Origin of the sequence: Mycolicibacterium peregrinum (assembly GCF_001665625.1) — a bacterium.
Taxonomy (GTDB): Bacteria; Actinomycetota; Actinomycetes; order Mycobacteriales; family Mycobacteriaceae; genus Mycobacterium; species Mycobacterium peregrinum_B.
Genome location: NZ_LZSY01000158.1, coordinates 40,480 through 58,383 on the forward strand (window position 1 = coordinate 40,480; position 17,904 = coordinate 58,383).

At 67.3% G+C, this 17,904-nt stretch carries 17 protein-coding genes; 10 read left to right on the forward strand and 7 right to left on the reverse strand.

Features of this window, described 5'->3' with window-relative positions; translation table 11 throughout:
* Positions 1–6: 6 nt before the first annotated feature.
* The 3 genes from A5779_RS24495 to A5779_RS24505 are packed head-to-tail and all read right to left on the reverse strand — an operon-like array spanning position 7 to position 5,561.
* The gene (locus tag A5779_RS24495) at positions 7–624 is read right to left on the reverse strand and encodes a DUF7158 domain-containing protein (protein WP_082941831.1); all 618 of its coding nucleotides are present in this window, start codon (positions 622–624) and stop codon (positions 7–9) included.
* Entirely contained in the window at positions 621–4,790 is a 4,170-nt protein-coding gene (locus A5779_RS24500) for a glycoside hydrolase family 38 N-terminal domain-containing protein (RefSeq protein ID WP_064886333.1), read from the reverse strand. The genes A5779_RS24495 and A5779_RS24500 overlap by 4 nt, the downstream gene beginning before the upstream one ends.
* 18 nt (positions 4,791–4,808) lie before the next feature.
* Entirely contained in the window at positions 4,809–5,561 is a 753-nt protein-coding gene (locus A5779_RS24505) for an endonuclease/exonuclease/phosphatase family protein (RefSeq protein WP_064886334.1), read from the reverse strand.
* 62 nt (positions 5,562–5,623) lie between these two features.
* Between A5779_RS24505 and A5779_RS24510 the strand changes: the two genes are divergently transcribed.
* Positions 5,624–6,172, forward strand: a complete 549-nt coding sequence (locus A5779_RS24510; protein WP_064886335.1) for a nucleotidyltransferase family protein — start codon at positions 5,624–5,626, stop codon at positions 6,170–6,172.
* Here A5779_RS24510 and A5779_RS24515 read toward each other — a convergent pair.
* Positions 6,165–7,139, reverse strand: a complete 975-nt coding sequence (locus A5779_RS24515; RefSeq protein ID WP_064886336.1) for a helix-turn-helix transcriptional regulator — start codon at positions 7,137–7,139, stop codon at positions 6,165–6,167. The genes A5779_RS24510 and A5779_RS24515 overlap by 8 nt on opposite strands.
* A gap of 61 nt (positions 7,140–7,200) precedes the next feature.
* Here A5779_RS24515 and A5779_RS24520 point away from each other — a divergent pair, with 61 nt between their 5' ends.
* Together A5779_RS24520 and A5779_RS24525 are read left to right on the forward strand one after the other, a co-directional pair.
* Positions 7,201–7,722, forward strand: a complete 522-nt coding sequence (locus A5779_RS24520) for a DinB family protein (protein WP_064886337.1) — start codon at positions 7,201–7,203, stop codon at positions 7,720–7,722.
* A gap of 3 nt (positions 7,723–7,725) precedes the next feature.
* A complete protein-coding gene (locus A5779_RS24525) occupies positions 7,726–8,328 on the forward strand; it encodes a DinB family protein (RefSeq protein ID WP_055110070.1) in 603 nt (200 codons plus the stop codon).
* Between the two features lie 45 nt (positions 8,329–8,373).
* Here the strand turns inward: A5779_RS24525 and A5779_RS24530 are convergent, their stop codons facing one another.
* Positions 8,374–9,000, reverse strand: coding sequence for a TetR/AcrR family transcriptional regulator (locus A5779_RS24530; RefSeq protein ID WP_064886338.1), 627 nt, complete (start codon positions 8,998–9,000; stop codon positions 8,374–8,376).
* A 77-nt stretch (positions 9,001–9,077) separates the two neighbouring features.
* On the opposite strand from A5779_RS24530, the gene A5779_RS24535 reads away from it, so the two are divergent.
* The 7 genes from A5779_RS24535 to A5779_RS24565 all read left to right on the forward strand — a co-directional run bounded on the left by A5779_RS24535 (position 9,078) and on the right by A5779_RS24565 (position 16,564).
* Entirely contained in the window at positions 9,078–10,073 is a 996-nt protein-coding gene (locus tag A5779_RS24535) for an oxygenase MpaB family protein (protein WP_064886339.1), read from the forward strand.
* A 52-nt stretch (positions 10,074–10,125) separates the two neighbouring features.
* Positions 10,126–11,499, forward strand: a complete 1,374-nt coding sequence (locus A5779_RS24540) for an ABC1 kinase family protein (RefSeq protein WP_064886340.1) — start codon at positions 10,126–10,128, stop codon at positions 11,497–11,499.
* Between the two features lie 9 nt (positions 11,500–11,508).
* Positions 11,509–12,426 (forward strand): alpha/beta fold hydrolase, encoded by a 918-nt coding sequence (locus tag A5779_RS24545; RefSeq protein WP_064886399.1) that lies wholly within the window; start codon positions 11,509–11,511, stop codon positions 12,424–12,426.
* A gap of 158 nt (positions 12,427–12,584) precedes the next feature.
* Positions 12,585–13,463, forward strand: coding sequence for a cyclopropane mycolic acid synthase family methyltransferase (locus A5779_RS24550; protein ID WP_064886341.1), 879 nt, complete (start codon positions 12,585–12,587; stop codon positions 13,461–13,463).
* A 184-nt stretch (positions 13,464–13,647) separates the two neighbouring features.
* Complete coding sequence (locus tag A5779_RS24555; RefSeq protein WP_064886342.1) at positions 13,648–14,508, forward strand: cyclopropane mycolic acid synthase family methyltransferase; 861 nt, start codon at positions 13,648–13,650, stop codon at positions 14,506–14,508.
* A 106-nt stretch (positions 14,509–14,614) separates the two neighbouring features.
* Positions 14,615–15,310 (forward strand): YciI family protein, encoded by a 696-nt coding sequence (locus A5779_RS24560; RefSeq protein ID WP_064886400.1) that lies wholly within the window; start codon positions 14,615–14,617, stop codon positions 15,308–15,310.
* Positions 15,311–15,316: 6 nt separating this feature from the next.
* Positions 15,317–16,564, forward strand: coding sequence for an RNA polymerase sigma factor (locus tag A5779_RS24565; protein WP_064886343.1), 1,248 nt, complete (start codon positions 15,317–15,319; stop codon positions 16,562–16,564).
* A 116-nt stretch (positions 16,565–16,680) separates the two neighbouring features.
* On the opposite strand, the gene rplA is transcribed toward A5779_RS24565, so the two are convergent.
* Complete coding sequence (gene rplA, locus A5779_RS24570; protein WP_064886344.1) at positions 16,681–17,388, reverse strand: 50S ribosomal protein L1; 708 nt, start codon at positions 17,386–17,388, stop codon at positions 16,681–16,683.
* A gap of 69 nt (positions 17,389–17,457) precedes the next feature.
* Complete coding sequence (gene rplK / locus A5779_RS24575) at positions 17,458–17,886, reverse strand: 50S ribosomal protein L11 (protein WP_003881829.1); 429 nt, start codon at positions 17,884–17,886, stop codon at positions 17,458–17,460.
* Positions 17,887–17,904: the final 18 nt, after the last annotated feature.

Genomic DNA, 17,904 nt, shown 5'->3' on the forward strand with positions numbered 1-17,904 from the left:
GCGCTCCTAGTGCTTGTGCGTGTTGTCCGGCTGACGGGGATCGCCGGGGTGCTCGTACCCGGGCGCGAGTTCCACCAGGGCCGCGCAACGGGTGTCGAGCCACTGCCGGAACGCCTGCCTGCGCGCGGCCGCCCGCAGGTGAGCGGCGATCCGGTAGCGCGCCTGATCCAGCGACGGCGCCACGGGCCGGCCCCGCCACCCGTCGGACCCGGCCTGCGCCAACGCGAATCGCAGCGGGTTGCGCGCGTGGTAGGCAGCCACCTCTGCCTCTGAAACCTCTATCGCAGCAGTCACCTCCGCGAACACAGCGCGTGCCGTGGCGCAATCCAGAGTGGCGGCGGCGACGCTGCCGATCTCCAACCGGGCCGCGGTGTCGGGCAGCAGCTCGTCCTGGCCGGGCGCGCCGAGGCCGGACAGTCCATGCGCGCAGGCCTCGGCATCGACCACCCGCTCGGCAACCACCAGTTGGGTGAGCCAGCGGCGCAATTGCCGGCCCTCGCTGGTCCCGGGGCGCGGCAGCGCCGAGGCGCGGTTTCCCGCCCGCAACGTCGCCTCCCGATCATCGATCTCCTTGACCGACACCGGTTCTCCGGCCACCCGCGCCACACATTCCGCCGGGTTCACCGGACCGCCACCTTCACCGCCGGGGAGTAGACCAGCCGCCCGGCGCAGCCCACTCTGATCAACGCCCACCACTCCCCCGGTTCGACCCACGACGGTGGCGTGACGTCGAAGACCACCTCGGCGGTGCCCGCCGCGGGTACCTCGATGCCGGCCGCGGCCGGCCCCATCCACTCCCAGGTTCCCCACGGGCTGATCAGGTGGGCCTCGGCGTTCAGACCCGTGACCGCGTCGGTGCCGATCGTCATCAACAGTCGCGCGGTCTCACCCGCCTTGACGTCGACGGCCTGCGGCTCGGACACCAGTTTGAGCACGTACGCATCGGGTTCGCCGATCGTGACGATGCAGACGTCCTCGACCACCTGCCGCCACGACGGCGGCAAGGCCTCCGACCCGCTGCCGGTCACTGAGAGTTCGGCACGCACCGGGTACAGCCCGGGTGCGGCACCGGGCGGGATGCTCAGCACCACATCGGTTTCCAGATGTTCGCCAGGTGGCAGGACGTAGGGCAGCTCGGCGGGCTGCACGTCCCATCCCGGCGGCCCATGCAGTCTGACCCGGCCGTGCAGCGCGGCGTCGGTGCAGTCACTGGCCGCCGTCAGCCGCACGACCACCTCGGTATCGGGTTGTCCGGCAACGCTCTCCGGATGCAGGTATGCGACGGCAGGAAGGCCACCGAGCGGCGCCGGGCCGCGATTGTGCAGCCAGTACCTGGCGTACAACGGTTGGGCCGCCTCGGCTTCGGGTGCCAGCGGCTGGTGCTCGCCGCGCAACACCTTCGGCAGGTTGAACTGGGTGGACACCGTGGCGATCTGGTAGCCGTGCAGGCTCAGATGCGAGGGCTGTTGCGGCTCCGGTTCTTCCAGCAGGTTCAGGTTCGCAGCGGCCGAGACCGCGCGCAGCCCGGACCGGATGGTGACCTCGGCAGCGCTGCCGGTGATCTCGACCAGGCGCGCGGTGACCCCGTCGGCCGGGTCGGAATTGCGGACGCTGCCCGACGCGAGCGGATTTCCCGTGGCCTTGAGCGCACCCAGCTGGACGGTGCCTGCCGGCTCGATCTCCAGCAGCGAACCCCACGCCGGCAGTCCGCCGCCGGCATCCGTATCCACCACCACCGGCTGCAGCGGCCGGTTGAACTCCGCGGCGCTAAGTGCGACCCCCGCGGCCCGCCAGTCTCCGGCCCCGGTGACCAGCGCGTAGTCGAATGTGTGGGTCCAGTGCTGCAATTGGAAGTTGGAGCCGTCCGGTGCGGTACGGCGCGGCGGGTCGATCCAGGTGCCGGACGGCCAGCCGGTGCAGGACCGCATCAGCGACGTGTGCAGGGTGCCGTCCGGTTCGATGGCGAAGCTCGGCACGCCACGGTTCAGCAGTGCCACGGTGCGGGCCTCGAACGGCTCCGCCGCCGCGGCAGCCTGTTGGGTGACGACGATCTCGGCGTCACCCAGGTCCTCGACCACCGCGTCGAGGTCACCGGCCAGGATCAGCACCGGCAGGCTTCGCACTCCGCGCAGATCGGCACCGGGCACCCACTGTTCGGGCAGGGGCGCGACGGCAGGCACCCAGACGCGGGCCGATCCGGTGGCGTCGATCTGGCGTTTGAACTCGTCGGAGTAGGCGATCTCGGCTTCGGCGAGAACAGCTGCGGTGAAAGGGTTTTCATCGGGCCCACCGAGCGTGAACCGGGTGTCGGGCAGATTGGAGTCCACCGTGAGATCGCCGTAGCGGGGTTTGTCCGCGGCGCTGCAGGTGGCGGTCACCCCGGCCCGCACCAGGGCCACCATCAGATCCCGTGCGTCGGTGCCGTCGTCGGGAGCGACCACCTCGGCCACTGAAACCGCCCGGACGTCCGAGCCGATCCGCACCCGCGCGGCCGACGACAGCCCGAACCAACCGTAGGCCGGGTTGTCAAGGGTCCACGGGTGTTGTGCCGCGTCCACCGCGTGGTGGGCCGAATGTTCGTGCAGCAGCCCGAATCCGCGGCCGATCACGGCGTCACCGACCTCGCTCACCGGCAGCGCTCCGGGCACCGGGCAGGGCCAGCGCAGCCGCACCAGGCGGTCGGCCCCGACGAATTCGTCGATGACGGTGCGGCAATCGACCCGGTCCACACCGGACCAGAGCGTGATGGTCTGGGTGTAGCGCAACAACTCTCCGATGCGGCCCCGCACCACCACCCGCTGACCGAGCGCGCTCCGGTAGCACTGCACCTCCTCGGCCGGGGCTGCCGAGGAGCACACCACCGGACCGGTGGGCAGCAGGTGCCATGGCCCTTCCCCGGCCTCGGGGTGGGCCGAATACTCGTCGTAGACCGCCAGTTCGTTGCCGATGCCGCCGTCGGCGATGAGCTCTCGCCCGTCGTCGAGGAGCGAACACACCCCACCGCCGCGGGCCGCGTCGACGCGTAGGCGGTAGCGGTCGTTGGCGATGGAATCCCCGGCCACCGGTTCCCAGCCGTGCGCCGTCCCGGCCGTGAACCGGTAGGACCGCCAGCCCAACGAGGGCACGTCGCGGGCCAACCAGCTCACGGTCACCCCGTCGTGTTCGACCAGGACGGGAACCTCGTGGCCGTCGCAATCGAGCACCCTGCCCTGGAACGGTTCCTCCAGGTGCACGGTGACGATGTCGGTCCGGTTGTGCGCCACGGCGTTCCACACCACCACTGCGCCGGTTCCCGGGTCGCTGCGCTCCTGCCCGCCGAACCCCGCCACCGCGTCCGACAACAGGCGCAGAGCATTGTCGCGGGCGGTGACACCCAGCTCCCAGGCATCGCGCCAGCTGGTCAGGAGGTCGAGATAGACCTGGTCGGACTCCGAGCCGGTGATGGCGTCGTGATGTGCGCCGTAGGCCAGCTGCACCCAGGCCTTGGCCATCGCGGCCTGCGGGTAGTCCGCCCCACCGAGCAGTCCGGCGAACACGGCGAACCGTTCGGCGTCGAGCACCGCGTCCTCGGCGGCCCGGTTGGCCTGCTTGGTGTCGATGTAGGAGACGTCCTTGCCGGTGTAGATCGGGTTCATGTCGCGGGTCTGCGGGGACGGTGTGATGCCGCGCTCGTCGACCTCGGCACGCACCGCGGTGAAGAATTCGGACGGCAGGGCGCACACGAACTTCGGCCAGGCGTACCGCGCATTCCAGTCGCGGTGGATCTGCGTGACCCACTTGTTGGGCGGGGTGTAGTCAGTGCCCACGGGCAGGAGCACGTTGCGGGTCAACGCAACTCGTTTGAGTTTGGTGAACAGCGCGTAGGTGGATTCTTCCGCCTCGGCCAGTGAGGCCGAGGAGTCCATCCACCATCCGGCCGAATAGTGCGCGGGCATGTAGTGGGTGAGCAGCCCGCGGCCCGACGGTGCGATCCACTCGAACTCGCTCGCGAACTGCATGCGCTCGGGGTCGCCATCGTTCTGCATCGGCCCCCACTGGTGGTGCGGCCCACGGGCCCACGAACTGGACGTCAGGCCGACGTCGGCCGCCATCCCGGGAAACTGCGGGTCGTGGCCGAACACGTCGAGCTGCCATGCCGTGGCCGGATTGGCGCCCAGCACGTCACGTTGAAAACCCATGCCCGACACGAAGTTCCGGATCGCGGTCTCCGGGCTGGTGAGATTGGTGTTGGGCTCGTTGTATGTGCCGCCCATGATCTCGACGCGTCCCTCGGCGATGAAACGACGCAGATCGTCCCGGTCTTCGGGCCGGGCATCCCAGTAGGGCTTGAGATAGTCCACCTCGGCCAGGACGAACTTGTACTCCGGTTCGCGCCGCGCCATTTCCAGGTGTGCGTGCACCAGATCGAAGCCGTTGGTCTGCCGGCACTGGCCGGGCGGATCCTCGGTCCACACGCTGGTGTAGGCGGCCTGGGTGTTCCACCAGACGGGGTCGTAGTGGAAGTGGCTGATCATGTACATCGTCCAGCCCGGTTCGGCGACGGTGAAGTCGAAGTCGATCGAGCCCACCCTGGCGCGCCGGACTTCCCCGGGTACGCCCCGCTCGACGTCCACCGGGACCTCGACGGTGCCGTCCCCGGCCGCCGCCATCGCCTCACCGGTCAGCCCGTCCCCGCTGACCCGCACCGGCGTCGGCGCGGCGCAGGCCTCGTATCGCACCCGAACCAGCTGCCGGGCGGCATCCTCCGGCCCGGCGAACAGCTCCGTCGTCTCCACTGACAGGACGCGCATCTGAAAAACCCTACGACTTCAACGCTCCGAAATGTCGACGACCAACGCCCGATGATCCGAAATCGGTAGGTGCGGCGCCACGCAGGCAGTGGCGAACAGTGTCGGGTCGTCGGTGAGGATGTGGTCGAGCTGCGTCGTCGGCGTGTCGGCGGGAAACGTCGGGGCCTCCCCGAGTGGGCGCCAGTGTGCCGGCGCGCCTGAGTTCAGATCTCCCATCAGCAGCCTCGGCGCCGGGAAGCCGCTCAGATCCCGCACCAGATGCCGCAGTTGCAGGCGGTTCCATCCCGGTACGAACGACAGGTGGGTGTTGGCCACCGTGAGCGCGCCGAGTGGGGTGTCGATGCGCGCGACCATCGCGGCCCGGGGTTCTTCGTGGACGATCCGGAACCGGCGGATGCCCGAGACGTACATCGGAAACCGGACCGGTATCCGGGGAAGCCGCAACACCTGCCAGTTCTCGACCGGGTACCGGGTGAGCAGGGCGATGCCGTAGGCGGCGGTGCCGGGTTGTTCGCGGCCGGTCGCAGCCATCCAGGTGGCTCCCGGGGTCCCGGAGATCGCGGCGACGAAGCGATGGTGCACGGCGTTCATCGCCCGGGCCGCCACGGCGGTCAGGTCGGCCTTGCCCGAGCGCGGCTGATCCAGGTCGACTTCCTGCAGCGCGAGGATGTCGGCGTCGAGTTCGGCCACCGCGGCGGCAAGTCTGCCGAGGTCGACGTCGCCATCGTGGACACTGCGTCCGTGCAGGATGTTGAAAGTGGCCAGCCGCATGGGTACTCAGTACCCACTCTGCATCGGCTCCATCGCGATGCCCGACCGATCCGGGATGGCACATGCTCGACCGCAACGACGATCTGCGTGACGCGCTGAAGCGCGCTGCTGCGGCATTCAAGGCGCATGGGCCGCACTTCGCGCTCGGCGGCAGCTATGCGCTGTGGGTGTACGGCGCGCCCGAGCCGGTTCACGACGTCGATTTCGTGGTGGCCGAGACCGACGCCGAGGCGGCCGAGGTGGCGTTGCGTAAGGCCGGGTTCCAGATCGTGCATGTACCCGAGGACTGGTTGTTCAAGGCCTATCCCGACGACGACGTGCTGGTCGACGTGCTCTACCAGCTCAACGGGGTGTCGGTGGATGCGGCGACGCTGGCCTCCGCGGAGGTGTTGGACGTGCTCGCGGTCCGGATGCCGGTGTTGCCGCCGACGCTGGTGGTGTCGGAGAAGCTGCGGTCGCTCAACGAACACCATTGCGACTTCGCCCCGTTGCTACCCGCGGCCCGGGCGGTGCGCGAGCAGGTCGACTGGGATGAGGTGCGCGCCGCGACCGCAGACAATGACTTCGCTGCGGCGTTCCTGATGCTGCTCGACCGCCTCGGGATCACCTGACCGTGCCTCGCGCAGCCAGGTGCAGGCGGTCGGCCACGGCGCGCACGGCGGCGGCCACCTCGGGCGGCTCGAGCACCTCGAAGTCGTGGCCGACGGTGGCGAAATAGAGCACCATGCGTTCAGGGTCGTCGGCGCCGGTGGTGACGATGCAGGCAGCGGGGCCGTCCGCCTCGACGGTGGCCGACGCCGGTGGAAACTTCTGCGCCACAACCTCTTGCGGGGCGTGATAGCGCACCCGCGCTCGGTAGCGGTAGGGCGAGGAGCTGATCGACCGGCGCACATAGTCGGCCGCGTTCGGGGCCTCGCGCGGGGTGAAGGTGGTCCCCGTCGCGGCCACCGTGGACATCCGGTCCAACCGCAGGCTGCGCCAGTCCTCCCGGTCACGGTCGTAGGCCATCAGGTACCAGCGACGACCGGTGGTCACCAGCTGGTAGGGCTCGAGCCGCCGCTGGGTGTGGTTGCCGCGAATGTCGGTGTAGTCGGTACTGACGTGTTCGCGGTCGCGGCAGGCGCGGGCCAGGGTCATCAACACCTCGGGCTCCACCGGGGAGTCCGACGCGTTGGGTGCAAGGGTGACGGTGGCGTCGTGCACCGCCGAGACCTGTGACCGCAACCGCGCGGGCATGACCTGGTCGAGTTTGGACAGTGCCCGAAGGGCGGATTCGCCGACGCCGGCGACGCTTCCGCCTGCGGCCAGCCGCAGGCAGACGGCCATCGCGACGGCTTCATCGGGGTCGAGCAGCAGCGGGGGCAGTGCCGCACCTGCGCCCAGTTGGTAGCCCCCGCCCTGCCCCTTGCTGGCGTGGACCGGGTAGCCGAGGTCGCGCAGCCGCTCGATGTCGCGACGGACGCTGCGGGTGGTGACCCCGAGCCGTTCGGCCAGCTCTTCACCCGTCCACGCCCGGCGCGCCTGCAACAGGCCGAGGAGTTGCAACACGCGGCCGGTGGTTTCACTGCTCACCGCCATGTCAGAAGTCTGCCGCATTTTTAGGACCGAAACTGTCCTATATGCGTGAAACAGTGGTCTCATGTGGACAAACCTTCTGGCCGATCAATTGGACTTCCACTGGACGAATCAACTGAGGCCGCGATTGGACGGCCTCACCGACCACGAGTACTTCTGGGCACCGGTCCCCGACTGCTGGACGGTTCACCCCGACGGCGCCATCGACTTCAGTTATCCACCGCCACAACCGGAACCGTTCACCACGATCGCCTGGCGGCTGGCACACGTGATCGTCGGTGTGTTCGCGATGCGCAACCACTCGCACTTCGGCGGACCGCCGGCGGACTACGAGTCGTGGCCGTACGCCACCGATGCGGCCACGGCCCTGCACCAACTCGACGACGCGTACCGAAATTGGATCGACGGGGTCAGGTCGCTGAGCGAAGATGACCTGCAACGTCCGTGCGGTCCCGCCGAGGGGCCCTACGGTGATGAGCCGATGGCTGTGCTGGTACTGCACATCAATCGGGAAGCGATCCACCACGGCGCCGAAATCGCTTGTATCCGAGATCTTTACGCCCACTCAACCAACAAGGAGAACTGAACCATGCCAGGAATGCCGCCTCCCGCCGCCGATGAACGCCGGAACCTCGTCGAGTTTCTCGCCTTTCAGCAGAACGCCTTCTTCGCAGTGGCGCACGGCCTGACCGACGAGCAGGCGCGGTCCACGCCGTCGGTGAGCGCGCTGTCGGTCGGCGGTCTGATCAAGCACGTCACCGCCGTGCAGAAGAGCTGGGCCGACCGCGCCGAGCACGGACCGCAGTTCCCACCGGCCGATCCCCGCCCATTCGAGGAACAGGCCGCCGACTACGCCGACATGCACGTGATGCGCGAGGACGAAACCCTGGCCGGGCTACTCGACGCGTTCAAGGCCCAGAACGCCGAGACGCTGCGGGTGTTCACCGAGCGGGACCTCGACACCGCGGTTCCGGTGCCCCACGATGTGCCGTGGTTCCCACAGGACGTCGACAACTGGTCGGTGCGGTGGGTCGTCATGCATCTGATCGAGGAACTCAGCCGCCACGCCGGGCATGCCGACATCATCCGCGAATCGATCGATCGCGCAACGATGTACGAGTTGCTCGCGGCCGAAGAGGAGTGGCCCGAGACCGAGTGGATCAAGCGCTGGCGTCCGGTCGCTCAAGCCTGACGGCTCTGCGCGCTTACCGGCCGCGACTAATTGGCGGCACCGGGCCTAATTGCCGGCACCGCCGCCGCTGCCGAGCACCAGCCGGAGCGCGTAATCCACCACGACGTCGAGGTCGTCGCCCAGGTTGCCGCTCAGCCACTGCTGGGCGAGCTCGGCCATCGCACCGGTGTACATGGCCGCGCCGATCTGGGCGGCCACCGGATCGGAACCCGGGCGTAGCCGACCGCCCTCGGACAGCACGGCCTCGCGTAACAGGTCCTGGGTCGCCGTGCGGCGGGCGGCCAGTACCGGGTTGGCCCTGGCGTCGGTGAACAGGATCCGTCCCCGCCGCGGGTCGGCCGAGCTGAATCCCAGCACCGCGGCGATCCCGGCGCGGGTCCTGGCCCGCAGCGAATCGGCGGCGCTGGCCGTCGCCGCTTCGACGTCGACCGCCAGCGCAGCGCTGACCTCGTCGTACACCGCACCGAGCAGGTCGTCGGTGTCGGCGAAGCTCTCGTAGAAGTACCGGGTGTTGAGGCCGCATTCGCGGCAGACCGAGCGGACCGAGACCGCGGCCTCTCCCCCGTCGCCGAACAGCCGGAACGCCGCGTCCACCAGCAGGGCGCGGCGTTCGGCCCGGCGGTCGGTCAGCGGCACACCGGCCCAGCGGGTCGGGTTGGGCGCTCCGGTCATTGCTTCAGATTAGATCTGGTCACACTCGTACCCAAAATGTATTCTGGCTACATACGTAACCAGAAAGGGGTCCCGCGGTGGACATGCCACACCAAATCCTCGAGCAGATGCTGCAGCGGAAGTTCGACACGGACATCCGTCAGCACTACTTCCGTGGCATGGAGTTCGCCGAACCGGCCGGCGATCCGGGGTGGTTCGGCCCCGGCAGCGCCGTCTGGCACGTCCACTCCCACACCGAGGCGCTCATCTTCGGCCTGCAGTGCGCGGCGTACATGGAACGCCTCGATCCCTCCATCTACTGGATGGGCATGCACCATTCGCGTCTGGTCAAGCGCGACGAAGATGGCACCGCCGTCCCCGTCATCGATCCGCAGGGCGCGGCCGTGCGCCTGGGGCACTCCATCGCGTTCTTCATCGGCACCGCCTACGGCAACACCGAGACCGCCGAGCGGGTGGCCAAGACCGTCCGCGCCATGCACCACACCATCAAGGGGACCCGCCCCGACGGCGCGGTCTACGACGCCGACGATCCGGACTGGCTGCGCTGGAACTACGCGACCGTGGTGTGGGGACTGGCCACCGCGCACGAGATCTACCATCCGAACCCGTTGCGCGGTAAGAAACTCGACCGCTACTACGGCGAGTTCATCCGCGTCGGGCACGCCCTGGGCGGCACCGACCTACCCGAAACCAAGGCCGAGACACTGGAGTGCCTGCACTCCTATCTGCCCAGGCTGGCGCTGACCCACGGCGCGGCCATGGCCACCGGCCCCAATCTGCCGATGCCGCAGAGTGCAGTGGACTGGGCAATCCGCGACACCATGCCGAAGTGGGCCAAGCAGCTGATCGGGCACACCGATCCGAACCCGATCGAGCGGGCCGCCCGCCGCGCCATGGTGTGGTCGATCATCAACGGATTGCACACCGCGGCCGGCAACACCCTCGAGTTCCGGGCGGCCCAAAAACGGGTCTCCGCCGGAACCACCGCGCCGCACACCGAGCCCACCTACGTGCCCGGAACCGACCCGATCCTGAGCCGCGACGAGGTCGAGGAAAGTTTCGCGTCGGTGTGACTCACGGCACAGATGTTTTTGGCCGCACCGTGGCCTTTGAGACACTGCAGCTATGAGCACTACGCCGCCGAAAACCAAGCACCGCGAGGTCGCCAGGTTGAGCCGGGTGCCGCTGCCCGTGGAAGCCGCCCGTATCGGCGCTACCGGTTGGCAGATCACCCGCACCGGGGTCCGCGTCGCTGCCAACATGTTCGGGCGCGGATCCCTGCAGCAGAAGATCGTCAAGCAGGTACCGCAGGCCTTCTCCGACCTCGGCCCCACCTACGTCAAGTTCGGCCAGATCATCGCGTCCAGCCCGGGCGCGTTCGGCGAGCCGCTGAGCCGCGAGTTCCGCGGCCTGCTCGACCGGGTACCGCCGGCCGACACCGATGAGGTGCACAAGCTCTTCGTCGAAGAACTCGGCGACGAGCCCACGAAACTGTTCAAGAGCTTCGACGAGAAGCCGTTCGCCTCGGCCTCGATCGCCCAGGTGCACTACGCCACGCTGCACAGCGGCGAGGAGGTGGTGGTCAAGATCCAGCGCCCGGGGATCCGGCGTCGCGTCGCCGCCGATCTGCAGATCCTCAAGCGCGGGGCGCAGCTGGTGGAGCTCGCCAAGCTGGGCCGGCGGCTGTCGGCCCAGGACGTGGTCGCCGACTTCGCCGACAATCTGGCCGAAGAGCTCGACTTCCGGCTGGAAGCCCAGTCGATGGACGCCTGGGTCTCGCACATGCATGCCTCGCCGCTGGGCGAGAACATCCGGGTCCCCCAGGTGTACTGGGACCTGACCAGCCAGCGGGTCCTGACCATGGAGCGGGTGACCGGGGTACGTATCGACGATGTCGCTGCGATCCGCAAGAAGGGGTTCGACGGCACCGAGCTGGTCAAGGCTCTGCTGTTCAGTGTGTTCGAGGGCGGCCTCAAGCATGGCCTGTTCCACGGGGACCTGCACGCGGGCAACCTCTATGTCGACGACAACGGCAAGATCGCGTTCTTCGACTTCGGCATCATGGGCCGCATCGACCCGCGCACCCGCTGGTTGTTGCGCGAGCTCGTGTACGCCCTCCTGGTCAAGAAGGACCATGCCGCTGCGGGCAAGATCGTCGTGCTGATGGGGGCCGTGGGCACGGTGAAGCCCGAGGCGCAGGCCGCCAAGGACCTGGAGAAGTTCGCCACCCCGCTGACGATGAAGTCCCTCGGCGACATGTCCTACGCCGAGATCGGTAAGCAGCTCTCGGCGCTGGCCGATGCCTACGACGTCAAGCTGCCCCGCGAGCTGGTGTTGATCGGCAAGCAGTTCCTCTACGTCGAGCGGTACATGAAGCTGCTGGCGCCGAAGTGGCAGATGATGAACGATCCCCAGCTCACCGGGTATTTCGCCAACTTCATGGTGGATATCAGCCGGGAACACAAGCAGGGCGAAGACGGCGACGGGATCGAGGCCTGAATGGCCGGCATGAAGGTGCGATCAGGGTTCGCGAAGTCGTCGGCGGAATCCGGCGATGTCGACCTGTACTACGAGGACATGGGCGATCCGAACGATCCGGCCGTGCTGCTGATCATGGGCCTCGGTGCCCAGATGCTGTTGTGGCGCACCGGTTTCTGCGAGAAGCTGGTCAGTCAGGGGTTGCGGGTCATCCGCTATGACAACCGCGACGTGGGGCTGTCCACCAAGTTGTCCGGCAAGCGGGTCGATTCCCCGCTGCCGCTGCGGATGGCCCGGTCGTTTCTGGGGCTTCGGAGTCCGTCGGTCTACACGCTCGAAGATGTGGCCGATGACGCTGCCGCCCTTCTCGATCACCTCGACATCGACAATGCCCACATCGTCGGCGGTTCGATGGGCGGGATGATCGCCCAGGTGTTCGCCTCCCGTTATGCGCAGCGCACCAAGTCGCTGGCGGTGATCTTCTCCAGCAACAACCAGCCGCTGTTGCCGCCGCCGGGTATCAAGCAATTGCTGTCGGTGATCACCGGCCCGCCCGCCAATTCGTCGCGAGATGCCATCATCGACAACGCCGTTCGGATCAGCCGGATCAACGGCAGCCCCGGCTACCCCACTCCCGAGGCGGAGATTCGGGCCCAGGCCGCCGAACTGTACGACCGCGCCTACTATCCGGCCGGGATCGCCCGGCACTTCGACGCCATTCTCGGCAGCGGCAGCCTGCGCCACCACGACAAGCGGATCAGTGTGCCCACGGTGGTGATCCATGGTCGCTCCGATCGGCTGATGCGCCCGTTCGGGGGCCGCGCGGTGGCGCGTGCGATCAGCGGCGCCCGCCTGGTGTTGATCGACGGAATGGGCCACGAGCTGCCCGAACCGGTGTGGGACGAGATCGTCGGCGAGCTGAAGACGAACTTCGCGAGTTCCGCCTGATACCTGCGTCTGCAACGTTAATTCGTTTGCCGGCGCCGGAAAGCTCGGTAGCTGGCCGTGCCCGCTCTACTGTTTTTTAGAGCAGTCTGGGGGGCGGCTAGGTCAAGACGTGGCTTAGTGCGGCTCTCGCCAGTCCGTCTTCGTTCGTTAGGCGCCGCATGGCAAAACAGCCGGCAAATCTCAAACCCCACTTCGACGACGTGCAGGCCCACTACGACCTGTCCGACGATTTCTTCGCCCTGTTCCTGGATCCGACCCGGACGTACAGCTGCGCATACTTCGAACGCGACGACATGACGCTCGAAGAAGCCCAGCGCGCCAAGATCGACCTGGCGCTGGGCAAGCTCGGACTACAACCGGGAATGACCCTGCTCGACGTCGGATGCGGCTGGGGCGCAACGATGATGCGCGCAATCGAGCGCTACGACGTGAACGTCGTGGGCCTGACCCTGAGCCGAAACCAGGCCGCTCACGTGCAGACGCTGTTCGACCACTCCGACTCGCCTCGTTCCAAACGGGTACTACTGGCCGGATGGGAGGAGTTCGACGAGCCGGTGGACCGGATCGTGTCGATCGGGGCGTTCGAGCATTTCGGCCCCGACCGCTATGCGGACTTCTTCCGCTTCACCCATCATGTGCTGCCGGACGACGGGGTGATGCTGCTGCACACCATCACCGGGATGCACCCCCGAGACGCTCACGAACGAGGCATCCCGCTCACCTTCGAGCTGGCCAAGTTCATCAAGTTCATTCTCACCGAGATCTTCCCGGGCGGGCGGCTGCCCACGGTCGAGACGGTCGAGGAGCATGCGCAGCGGGGATCGTTCACGCTGACGCGTCGGCAATCGTTGCAGGAGCACTACGCGCGAACCCTCGACCTGTGGGCAGCCAATCTGGAGGCCCACCACGATGAGGCCGTCCGGACCCAGTCCCAGGAGGTCTACGACCGCTACATGCGCTACCTCACGGGCTGCGCGAACCTGTTCCGCGTCGGCTACACCGACGTCAACCAGTTCACCCTGCATGTCGCCGGCTGATTTCCTTCGCCAACGAAGCGCCGCGGATGCATTACCGCAGGCAACGCCGGAAAAATGACGGTGCAGCCCGAAAATTTTATTTGCCAAGGCAATTCATTGACGGCGACGGCAACAGGGCGTCGGGTCGAGCCTGCGGTACTCTGAGATTCGCGGGGAGAACTCTACAGCTTGGAGCATATCGAATATGTCCAAATTGACACCGAAATATGAAGAACTGCAGTCGATCTACGACATTTCCAACGAGTTCTACGAACTCTTTCTAGGCCCGACCATGGGCTATACGTGCGGCTATTTCGAGCGCGAGGACATGACCGGCGACGAAGCCCAGATCGCCAAGTTCGATCTGGCACTCGGCAAACTGGGTCTGGAACCGGGGATGACGCTGCTCGACGTCGGCTGCGGCTGGGGTGCCGGCATGGCCCGCGCGATCGAGAAGTACGACGTCAACGTCATCGGCCTGACGTTGAGCGGTGAGCAACGCGAATACGCCATCGAGAAGCTCGCCAAGATTCCCACCGAGCGCAACGTCGAGGTCCGGCTCCAAGGTTGGGAAGAGTTCAACGACAAAGTCGACCGCATCGTATCGATCGGCGCCTTCGAACATTTCGGATTCGAGCGGTATCCGGCGTTTTTCGAGACGGCCTATAACGCACTGCCCGACGACGGCATCATGTTGCTGCACAACATCACCGGATTCGACCTTCGGCAGGGCCAGAAACTCGGGCTTCACATGACGTTCGAAGATGCCAGGTTCGCGCGGTTCATCATGACCGAGATCTTCCCCGGCGGAAGGCTGCCCTCGGTGTCGATGGAGGAAGAGAAGGCCAAGGAAGCCGGCTTCACCGTGGCCAGGATTCATGAGATCGGTCCGCACTACGTCCGGACGCTCAAGATCTGGGCCGACGCGCTCGAGGCCCACAAGGACGAGGCCATCGCGATCCAGGGCCAAGAGGTTTACGACCGCTACGACAAGTACCTCAACGGCTGCCAGAAATACTTCGCCTCCGGCCACATCAGCGTGCATCAGTTCACGCTGCAGAAGTAGTCACCGAAATTTCTTCGGTGGGGCTGTCGGATCCCAGCACCCGCGTTCGTCGGATAGGTAGAGAGTGGAACAGAGGGTTCCCACTCGCTGACGCCGGGAGATGACGATGCACTACTTCGCTTTACTGATCAGCCAGGACGTGGAACTCGCCCCCGAACAGCGGGCCGAGGGCATGGCAGCCTTCCAGGCTTTTCACGCCAAGGCCGGGTCCGCGATCCGGGCGGGCGACGCACTGGACCGGGCGGCGACCGCCACCCGCATCACCGGTGGGCCGGACCACCCGACGGTCACCGACGGCCCGTACGCCGAGGGGGCCGAGGTGGCGTGCGGCTACTACGTGTTTGAGGCCGACAATCTCGACGAGGCCCTGGCGCTGGCCCGCGACATTCCGGTCGCGCACTTCGGTGCGGTCGAGGTGTGGCCGATGGTCCACTGGCAGGCGCCCGAGCAGCCACTGGGCAACGATTGGCTGGCACTGCTGCTGGAGCGTCCCGAGGACGTCAACACGCCGGGCACCGACGAGTGGAACCGGCAGGCCGGCCGGCATGTCGAACTCGCCAACACCATCGGCGACAAGACGCTTGCCGGTGCGCCGCTGCATCCGCCGTCCACCGCGACCACCGTGCGCGTGCGTGACGGCGAGGTGACGCTCACCGACGGTCCGTACGCCGAGGGCGCCGAGGTCGCCAACGGCTTCTACGTGCTGCGCGCCTCCGATCGTGACGAGGCGGTCAAGCTGGCGTCGATGATTCCGGCGTCGGCCATCGAGGTGCGTCAGTTGTCGGCCGTCTCGGGCCTGTAGTCCTCGGTGACACAGCTGGACGGCGTCTTTCGGCGCGAGTGGGGACCGGTAGTGGCCACCATCGCGCGTTGGTCGGGTGACCTCACCGTGGCCGAGGACGCCGTCCAGGAGGCCTGCGCACAGGCTGTGCAGACATGGCCGGCCGACGGTGTGCCCGCCAATCCCGGTGCATGGTTGACGACGGTGGCGCGCAATCGGGCCCTGGATCGTTTGCGACGTGAATCCGCCCGTGCCGGAAAGGAACTCGCAGCGGTGTACGAGCACGTGAGCGCGGCCGACGGCGGGGGCGCCGAGCTGCAACCGGTGCGCGATGACGAGCTGCGGATGATGTTCACCTGCGCCCACCCCGCGCTGGACCGGAGCTCGCAACTGGCCTTGACCCTGCGGCTGATCTCCGGTCTCACCGTCACCGAGATCGCCCGGGCCCTGCTGCAGTCCGAGGCCGCCGTGGGGCAACGAATCACCCGGGCCAAGAACAAGATTCGCCAAGCGAACATACCGTTGCGGGTGCCGCCGCCGGAGCTTCTGGGTGAGCGGACGCCGCACGTCCTCGGGTGTATCTATTCGGTCTTCACCGAGGGCTACTGGTCGACCGGCGGGCCCTCGGCCATCCGTGACGAGCTGTGCGATGAGGGTGTGCGGCTCGCGGGCGAACTCTGCTCGTTGATGCCGGGCAACCGTGACGCCCATGCGCTCGCCGCGCTTGTGCTGCTGCATGATTCACGCCGACGTACCCGGGTGGACGAGGACGGCGCGCTGATACCGCTGGATGAGCAGGATCGCAGCCACTGGGACCGTGGCCGCATCGCAAGGGGCCTGGAACAACTGCGTATGGCCGACGGTGCGGCCGGCACGTATCTTCCGCAGGCGGTGATCGCGGCGCTGCATGCCACGGCGCCCACCTGGCAGCTCACCGACTGGGGCACCATCTGCCTGGCCTACGACCAATTGGCGGCGATGACCGACTCGCCAGTCGTGCGTGCCAATCGTGCACTGGCCGTTGGCTTTCGCGACGGGTTCGAAGCCGGACTGGCCGCGCTCGACGAGGTCGCCGACGATCCACGGCTGGCCCGGACGAATGCCGTGGCACCGATCCGGGCGGATCTACTGCGCCGGGCCGGCCGCCTCGGCGAGGCCCAGCGCTGGTACCGCGTCGCACTTGACGGCGAAGGCGCGGCGTCCGAGCCGGCCCGGGCGTTCCTGCGTCGCCGCCTCGCCGAGTGCACCCCAGAAACGCCGAATGGCCAGTTATGACACGCGATTCAGAGAATCTTGTGCCGTAACTGGCCACTCGGGCTTAAGGACTACGCCTCGGTGCCGATGGTCGGCTCCGCGAGCTACGCCTCGGTGCCGATGGTCGGCTCCGCGAGCTACGCCTCCGTGAAGTTCCGGGTCACCGACGGGTCAACCGGGATACCCGGGCCCGTGGTGGTGGAGACGGTCACCTTCTTGAGGTAACGACCCTTCGAGGAGGACGGCTTGGCCCGCAGCACCTCGTCGAGGGCGGCGCCGTAGTTCTCGGCCAGCTTGGCCTCGTCGAAGGACGCCTTGCCGATCACGAAGTGCAGGTTGGCCTGCTTGTCGACACGGAAGTTGATCTTGCCGCCCTTGATGTCGGCCACAGCCTTGGTGACATCGGGGGTGACGGTGCCGGTCTTGGGGTTCGGCATCAGACCGCGCGGGCCCAGCACGCGGGCGATCTTTCCGACCTTGGCCATCTGATCCGGGGTGGCGATCGCGGCGTCGAAGTCCAGGAAACCGCCCTGGATCTTCTCGATCAGGTCGTCGCTGCCGACGACGTCGGCGCCGGCGGCCAGTGCCTGCTCAGCCTTCTCGCCGACGGCGAACACGGCGACGCGGGCGGTCTTACCGGTGCCGTGCGGCAGGTTGACGGTGCCGCGGACCATCTGGTCGGCCTTGCGGGGGTCGACGCCGAGGCGGATGGCGACCTCGACGGTGGCGTCCTGCTTCTTGGAGGAGGTCTCCTTGGCCAGCTTCGCGGCCTCAAGCGGGCTGTAGAGCTTGTCCCGGTCGACCTTCTCCGCGGCTTCGCGGTATGCCTTGCTGTTCTTGCTCATTGAATCTCCAATTCAGAGTCTGTGGTTGGCGGGCCGAAGCGGGCCCTCCCACAATTGCTTGGTGCCGAACTATTCGACCGTGATGCCCATGGAGCGGGCGGTGCCGGCGATGATCTTCGACGCGGCGTCGATGTCGTTGGCGTTGAGATCGGCCTTCTTGGTCTCAGCGATCTCGCGCACCTGATCCCAGGTCACCTTGGCGACCTTGGTCTTGTGCGGCTCGCCCGAGCCCTTCTGCACACCGGCTGCCTTGAGCAGCAGCTTGGCGGCGGGCGGGGTCTTCAGTGCGAACGTGAAGCTGCGGTCCTCGTAGACGGTGATCTCCACGGGGATGACGTTTCCGCGCTGCGACTCGGTCGCGGCGTTGTACGCCTTGCAGAACTCCATGATGTTGACGCCGTGCTGGCCAAGCGCAGGACCGACTGGCGGGGCGGGGTTGGCCTGCCCGGCCTGGATCTGCAGCTTGATGAGCCCGGCGACCTTCTTCTTCGGGGCCATGCTTCTGGTGTTCCTTTA